This is a genomic window from Lutibacter sp. (assembly GCF_040883305.1).
Lineage (GTDB): Bacteria > Bacteroidota > Bacteroidia > Flavobacteriales > Flavobacteriaceae > Lutibacter.
The window spans coordinates 1-7,718 of sequence record NZ_JBFLKT010000256.1; the positions used below are offsets into that span (position 1 = coordinate 1).

Genomic DNA, 7,718 nt, shown 5'->3' on the forward strand with positions numbered 1-7,718 from the left:
ACATGAAGTTCATATAGCAAAAACTCTTTTAGCTAATCAGGGTATTGAAAGTTATATTATTGATGAAAATATTGCTACATCAATCGGTACAGCTTTTGTTGAAGGATATAAGCTTAAGGTAAACGCACTAAATTTGGAAAAAGCTAAAAAAATTTTAGATGAAGTAAATTCTTCTGATAATTAATTTCAATTAACTAAGTTTTCCTTATTTAAATTAGTAATTTCGTTTTAGGCATTGAAATTATAATAACTTTTAATTTTGAACTAAAAGTTATTATGAATTCATATTAAAAAAGTTACAATGCGAAAAATATTAGTAATTGGTGCAGGAAAATCTTCATCGTCTTTAATAACATATTTATTAAACAAATCAGTTTCTGAAAATCTACATATAAATGTTGCAGATGTTTCTTTAGAACAAGCTAAAAACAAAATTCAACAACATAAAAATGGTACAGCCATAACATTAGATATTTTTAACGACTCAGAAAGAAGAGCGGCAATAAAAAATTCGAGTATTGTTATTTCAATGTTACCAGCACATTTACATATTAATATTGCCAAAGATTGTTTAAAATTTGGTAAAAGTATGGTTACTGCCTCTTATGTTTCGAAAGAAATGCAAGCACTTGATTTTGACGTAAAAGCAAAAGGACTAACTTTTTTAAATGAAATTGGTTTAGACCCTGGTGTTGATCACATGAGTGCCATGCAAATTATTGATAGCATTTCTGAAAAAGGAGGAAAAATGTTGCTTTTTGAATCCTTTTGCGGTGGATTAGTAGCTCCTGAGAGCGATGATAATTTATGGAACTATAAATTCACTTGGAATCCTCGGAATGTAGTATTAGCAGGTCAAGGCGGAGCTTCAAAATTTATCCAGGAAGGAAAATACAAATACATTCCATATCATAAACTATTTAGACGCACAGAAATACTAAAAATAGATGGTTTTGGAAAATTTGAGGCATATGCAAACAGAGATTCTTTAAAATATAGGAATGTATATGGGTTAGATAACATTTTAACTTTATATAGAGGAACAATTAGGCGTGTTGGGTTTTCTAAAGCCTGGAATATTTTTGTACAATTAGGAATGACCGATGATAGTTACACTATTGAAGATTCTGAAACTATGAGTTATAGAGATTTTACCAATTCTTTTTTGGCATACAATCCATATGATTCTGTTGAATTAAAACTAAGACATTACTTAAAAATTGATCAGGATGATATTATTTGGGAAAAATTATTAGAACTTAATATTTTTGATAGCACAAAAAAAATAGGTCTAAAAAATGCAACTCCCGCTCAAATTCTTGAAAAAATATTAAAAGACAGTTGGACTCTAAAAGAAAACGATAAGGATATGATTGTTATGCAACATCTTTTCGGGTACGAACTTAATGGTAAAAAACAGCAAATTGAAAGTAGTATGGTTTGTATTGGAGACAATCAAACTTATACAGCAATGGCAAAAACCGTTGGTTTACCTGTTGCCATCGCTGCATTAAAAGTACTAAACAAACAAATAAATGCTACAGGCGTTATTATTCCAGTTAAAAAAACTATTTACGAACCAATTTTAAAAGAACTTGAAGAAAATGGAATTATCTTTAAACACAAAAATGTTCCTTATTTAGGATACAATCCAGAAACTATAGTTGGTTAAAAAAAGGTGTTATGTTTATTAAATTTTAGTTTTGATAGTGAAAAACAGCAACAGCAATGCAAACTACATTTTCAAATAAAAATCTTTTACTAAATTTTTATACGCCGTTGTATAATTATGACGTGCTATTTCAATAATTAACTCGCTTTTTTCAATAGGTTTTTCTTCAATAGAAAATTGTAACAAACTGCGTTTTATTTCTGAAGTTTCAGTTCCTTTTACATTTGTAATTCTATTTGGAAATAATTTAAATTCAGCTGCAATTTTTATAAAATTCGCTGCTTCTAAATATGGAATAATGAAAGCACAACTTCCATTCTTTGACAGCAATTTAGAAACTCCTTTTAACAAATCTCTATATGTCAAGGTTTCTGTATGCCTTGCCATTGCCCTATCTTCGTCAATATTTTTATATGTTGCTGTATAAAACGGTGGATTGGAAACTATTAAATCGTACGAATCATCAATTTCTTCTGCAAATTCCTGTAGAGATCCATGGTAACAAAACAGTCTGTCCCCCCAATCACTTTCTTCAAAGTTAGCGACTGCTTGCTCATAAGCTTCATTATTTAATTCAACAGCATCTATTAATTCAGCATTACTTTTTTGTGCCAACATTAAAGCTATTAATCCTGTTCCGGCTCCAATATCTAATATACTAAATGGATTTGCTTCCAATGACACCCAAGCACCTAACAAAACGCCATCTGTTCCAACTTTCATAGCAGTTTTATCTTGTTGAATTGTAAATTGTTTAAATTGAAATGGTTTATTAGACATAGTTTAAATTGAAATATTCAAAAAGAAATATTTAATTAATTTGTATTTGTTGTGCAATATTAAGCAATTTTAAACTAGTTTCTTTTGCTTGTGTGCGCAACTTAGGTTTTATTCTCTTGATAATTTAACATCTAATAATGTTTCTGCTTGATGAAACAATTTCAGTCTCGTATTTATAAATAGTATCGATAATGACCAATAATTTTAAAGTCAAAAAGACAATCTTCAATAACTTGTCCTGCACCGATATTATGTACAATTAAATTACGTTTTCCATCATTAGATTTTCTATGAATTACAATACCAATATGGGTAATTCCTCCAGATAAATTCCAGCAAACAATATCTCCAGGCAAATAATCGCTTGAGTTTGCAGAGTTCACTTTAATTGTTCCATGCCTTTCAAAAAACTTCATTAAGTTGGGAACTCTTCTGTGGTCTATATTTTTATCAGTTGTAGTTAACCCCCAAATTTTCGGATATTTATTAAAATTTGCCCTCATATCCTCGTGCACTTCTTTTTGTAAATCTATACCAAGTATTCTGTAAGCTCTGATTATAACATCAGTGCAAACTCCTTTAGAGTTCGGAATATCTCCATTTGGATAACTTATTGAGTAATAACTCGAATCGTATGTTACTTGCTGCTTTGTTAAGGTTAATGCTGCATCTGACAACGTAATGTTCTGGACATCTTGTGCAACTATTAAATTACAAAATAGAATTATTAGAATAAAAAATGCTTTCTTCATTTTACATGTTTAGATATATGTATTTGAAGAAAGCAAAATTTATTCCAATTTTTAAAATATGTTACATATGATGGATATAATTATCTACCATTTTTTTAATTTCAACATGATTATTAAATAAGCGTTCGTTCATATTCTTATCATCAAAATCTTTTAAACGCTTTACAAAACCATCAATTGTTCCTTTAGGAAAAACACCATCTTTTTGATAGAATTTACGGTCTTTTTCTAAACATTCCGCTGACTCATAACAAGAAGTAGGCAGCCTTTTTAGAGTATTAAATATGTCTTTGTGTTTATCATCAAAAATATTGAAGTTCACATACATTTTATTTGCTTTTTCTAATGCGTCTTCATCTAAAATTCCATCTTTCGCAGCCAGAATAATACCCGCCATTAAATGATATAAATCTGCTGAACCATCAGGTGATCTAAGTTCAACTGTTTGTTTTCCTGGTATATATGGCACACTTCCTCTTTCTTGTGGATTTGCATCTTTAATCATATTCGTTTTTGCAATCCAACCAAGAGGAACTCTGACAAGAACCGATCGGTTACTATCTCCCCAACAAACCATTGTTGGTGCTTCTTGATGTGGAACCAATCTTAAATACGAAGTTGGAATTGTATTACCAAAAGCGGTTAAAGATTGTGAGTGTTCTAAAACTCCAGCAATTAGTTTTTTAGCAATAGTTGTTAAGCCAACATCATCAGCAATATAGTTTGTAACATCTTTTTCAAGCATCATATGAATGTGTAAACCACTTCCTGCTTTTCCAACCGTAATTTTTGGAGCAAAACTAATAACAACATTGTGTTTTTTACCAAGCATACGAAGTATCCATTTAGAAATAATGAGTTGTTCAACAGCCTCTTCTGGATCAACAGGAATAAATTCAATTTCATTTTGCTCGTACATATGAGTATCTGTACTGAAATTTCCTACTTCAGAATGTCCATATTTAATTTTCCCTCCACATTGAGCAATCACTAATAAAGCTTCAGTTCTTAAATTTTCCCAATTTGTAAAAGGTGAAGCTTCGTGATATCCTTTTTGATCTTCGGAAGGATATAAATCGCTTTTCTCACTAATTAAATAATACTCCAATTCACCCATTGCTTTAAAATTGTAACCAGTGTCTTCAGTAAATTTTGTTGAAGCTTTCTTTAAAATATATTCTGGAGCACTTTCTAAAGGATGCCCATCTTTTGTGTAGAAAGAACATAAAATGTCTAGAGTTGGGTGTTCGGTAAACGGATTAACAAATGCAGTTCTAAATCTAGGAATCACATATAAATCACTAAAATCGGCATGTATATATGAGAATAAACTTGAACCATCAACACGTTCACCAGTTGATAAAATAGATTCTAAATAATCCTTACTTGTAATTACAAAATTCAAGGTTTTTAATTTTCCATCTTCGCCAACATATCTAAAATTCAGCATTTCTATATGATGATCGTCAATAAATTTTATAATGTCGTATTTTGTAAATTCATTTGCTGGTTTTTTAAGGTGCTTAACCAGTTTATTTGGGTTCATTAATATCTCTAAATCTCTCATTTTAATAATCATTATTTTGTTAAAAAAACAGTTTTTCAAGTTGTGAAAAACGCTAATAAATGTACGCCTTTTTTAGATAGAAACACTATGATTATTTGTTAGAAATCTTGCTTTATTTTATCCATAAATAATACTTGCTTATCAATTTTTTATAAAAAATGCTTAAAAAAAGAAATAGTATAAAGTACTAAACAACTTTTATTAGGTTCAATTGTTTAATACTAATTATTAACTACCCTCAAATGGCGTTCCCAAAATACCAACCGCAAGTTCTGCCCAAATGAGAAATAATAAGATTAAAAGAGCTACAATAATCGCAATTCTGAAATTAATTTTCGCCACTTTTCTAATTACAAAATCAACTATAAATCCTGTACAAAGTAATAATGTTCCTCCAATTATAAAATCTAATAAACCCCAGTTCACTTCATTTGATAATTGCATAGCTATAAATGGAACAAGTAGTATACTTAAAGTAACAAGGAAGATGATGAGATATCTTTTATTTAGAGCCATAATATTTAATTAATTTGGAGCAAAGAGACAATTAGTATTTATAAAAGTACAAAAATATTCTTGTGAAACCCAACTACTTTAATTTTCAGCTTATAAATTAGATGACCTCATTTATTTTGAAATATTATGATGCTTAGTAACAATTTCTAGTATTTTAGGTAAAATAGGGTTCCTGTTTTTTTTACTCCAAACAGCAGATAAAATAGTACGTTGAGGAATGTTTTTCAATTCAATAAACTTTACATTTTTAGTGTAGCCAGTTTGCAAAGCAGTTGGAACTATTGAGATACCGAAATTATGTTCAACTAATTTATAAATAGACGTTGAATGCACTGTTTTGTGTGAAATTATAGGTGAAAAGTTATAATAATCAAAAATCTGCATTATTTTTTGATAGTAATTCGGGCTATATGAAGCATCAAACATAATAAACGGCTCATTTTTTAATTGTGAAATATTTTTAAAATTAGATTCATTTAACCAATGATTATTTGGTAAAACCAATGAAAACGTATCTTCCAATATTGGTATTATTTCTAAATCATTCGGAACTCTTTCTAAGCGCACAAAACCCAAATCAATTTCTTGAACTTGTAAATTTTCCACCTGTTTTTGATTATCCATTTCTTTTAAACTAAAATGGATATTTGGATAGCTAGAACGGATTTCAATCAATAATTCCGGTATTATATTCTGCATTGCCGAACCTACATAACCAAAGTTTAAGTTACCATCAATTCCATCATTTAACCGTTTGGTGTTGTTTAAAATAGTTTCTAATTCTTTAAGTGATACGATTAATTCTTTATAAAGATATGCACCAGCTTTGGTAATTACAACATTTCTATTATTTCGGTCAAATAGCTTTACTCCTAGCTCTACTTCCATTTGTTTAATTTGTCTGCTTAGTCCAGGTTGTGAAATAAATAAGCGTTCAGCAGCCTTTCTAAAATGCAATTCCTCTGCAACTACCATAAAATAGTTGAGATGTCTTAATTCTATTTGATTACTCATAGTTATTAATATGAAACAATATTGGTATTGTTAAGCATCAAATATAATAGTAAATTTGTTAAAAACAAGGACTTATGATGTTTAAATACGGAATAGATAAGCTTTCAGTTGGTAAAGTTTTACAAATATTAAATGGAACGGTTAAAGCTAAAATTACGGATGAAGCTTTGAGTAAAATTCAAGCTTGTCATGAAATTGTATTAAAAACGGCAAAAAATGACAAAGCCGTTTATGGCATAAATACAGGTTTTGGACCTTTGTGCGATACTCGAATTTCAAAAGATAATACCAGCGAATTACAACGCAAAATATTGTTAAGTCATTCTGTAGGTGTTGGAGATCCTATAGACAAGGATATTGCAAAATTAATGCTTATTCTAAAAGTTCAAGGGTTGTCTCAAGGATTCTCAGGGATATCAATGGAAGTTTTAAATCGAATTTTATGGCATATTGAAAATGATGTGATTCCAATGGTGCCAGAACAAGGTTCTGTTGGTGCATCTGGAGATTTATGTCCATTATCGCATTTGTTTTTACCTTTAATTGGTGAAGGAAAAGTGTATTATAAAAATGAATTAGTTGAAACAAAAGTAGTTTTAAAACAATTCAATTTAGAACCAATTGAACTGCATCCAAAAGCTGGTTTAGCGTTAATAAATGGTACGCAATTTATTTTAGCGCACGCGGTTATGGTAGTCGATAAAATGTATAAATGTTTGTCGCATGCCGATTTAATTGGAAGTTTAATGATTGAAGGTTTAATGGGTTCGCAAACACCATTTTATAAAGAATTACATCAAACAAGACCTTTTAAAGGAAACATTCACGTAGCTGCAAGAATGCGCACTTTTTTAAAGGATTCTGAAATAGGAAATTCGCATACAAACTGTGGAAAAGTTCAAGATCCGTATTCAATGCGTTGTATTCCGCAAGTGCACGGAAGTTCCAGAAACGCTTGGTTACATTTAAAAGAAGTTGTTGAAACCGAAATGAATTCTGTAACCGACAATCCTGTTATAATTTCTGAAGATTTAATAATTAGCGGTGGAAGTTTTCACGGTCAACCTTTAGCAATGCCGTTGGATTATGCTTGTTTGGCTGCCGCAGAATTAGGAAGTATTTCAGACAGAAGAACCTATCTTTCTTTGGAAGGAAAATACGATGGTACACCACGTTTATTATTGAAAGATACAGGTTTAAATTCTGGCTTTATGATTTTACAATACACAACCGCAGCATTGGTTAGTGAAAATAAAGGTTTGTGTTTTCCTGCAAGTGCCGATAGTATTCCAACATCATTAGGTCAAGAAGATCATGTTAGTATGGGTTCAATTTCTGGAAGAAAAGCATTAAGAGTTCTCAATAATTTAGAAAAAATATTGGCGATTGAACTATTGTGCGCTGCACAAGCTTTTGA

The 7,718-nt window shown here is 30.2% G+C and carries 8 protein-coding genes; 3 read left to right on the top strand and 5 right to left on the bottom strand.

Annotated elements, in window-relative coordinates; translation table 11 throughout:
* Together AB1Z17_RS08040 and AB1Z17_RS08045 are read left to right on the top strand one after the other, a co-directional pair.
* Window positions 1–184 (top strand): DUF2007 domain-containing protein (locus AB1Z17_RS08040; RefSeq protein ID WP_368051283.1); only part of this gene is annotated, 184 nt, incomplete at its 5' end.
* Window positions 185–301: 117 nt separating this feature from the next.
* Window positions 302–1,672 (top strand): saccharopine dehydrogenase family protein, encoded by a 1,371-nt coding sequence (locus AB1Z17_RS08045; RefSeq protein ID WP_368051284.1) that lies wholly within the window; start codon window positions 302–304, stop codon window positions 1,670–1,672.
* A gap of 63 nt (window positions 1,673–1,735) precedes the next feature.
* On the opposite strand, the gene AB1Z17_RS08050 is transcribed toward AB1Z17_RS08045, so the two are convergent.
* The 5 genes from AB1Z17_RS08050 to AB1Z17_RS08070 form a co-directional block, all read right to left on the bottom strand.
* Window positions 1,736–2,452 carry a tRNA1(Val) (adenine(37)-N6)-methyltransferase gene (locus tag AB1Z17_RS08050; protein WP_368051285.1) on the bottom strand — a complete coding sequence of 239 codons (717 nt, stop codon included), beginning with the start codon at window positions 2,450–2,452 and terminating at the stop codon, window positions 1,736–1,738.
* Window positions 2,453–2,625: 173 nt separating this feature from the next.
* A complete protein-coding gene (locus AB1Z17_RS08055; protein WP_368051286.1) occupies window positions 2,626–3,204 on the bottom strand; it encodes a DUF1287 domain-containing protein in 579 nt (192 codons plus the stop codon).
* A gap of 61 nt (window positions 3,205–3,265) precedes the next feature.
* Window positions 3,266–4,771, bottom strand: a complete 1,506-nt coding sequence (locus AB1Z17_RS08060) for a glutamine synthetase family protein (RefSeq protein ID WP_368051287.1) — start codon at window positions 4,769–4,771, stop codon at window positions 3,266–3,268.
* A 228-nt stretch (window positions 4,772–4,999) separates the two neighbouring features.
* Window positions 5,000–5,215 carry a hypothetical protein gene (locus AB1Z17_RS08065; RefSeq protein WP_368051288.1) on the bottom strand — a complete coding sequence of 72 codons (216 nt, stop codon included), beginning with the start codon at window positions 5,213–5,215 and terminating at the stop codon, window positions 5,000–5,002.
* A 183-nt stretch (window positions 5,216–5,398) separates the two neighbouring features.
* A complete protein-coding gene (locus AB1Z17_RS08070; protein WP_368051290.1) occupies window positions 5,399–6,301 on the bottom strand; it encodes a LysR family transcriptional regulator in 903 nt (300 codons plus the stop codon).
* A gap of 74 nt (window positions 6,302–6,375) precedes the next feature.
* Between AB1Z17_RS08070 and hutH the strand changes: the two genes are divergently transcribed.
* On the top strand, window positions 6,376–7,718 hold a 1,343-nt coding region (gene hutH, locus AB1Z17_RS08075), incomplete at its 3' end, for a histidine ammonia-lyase (RefSeq protein ID WP_368051291.1).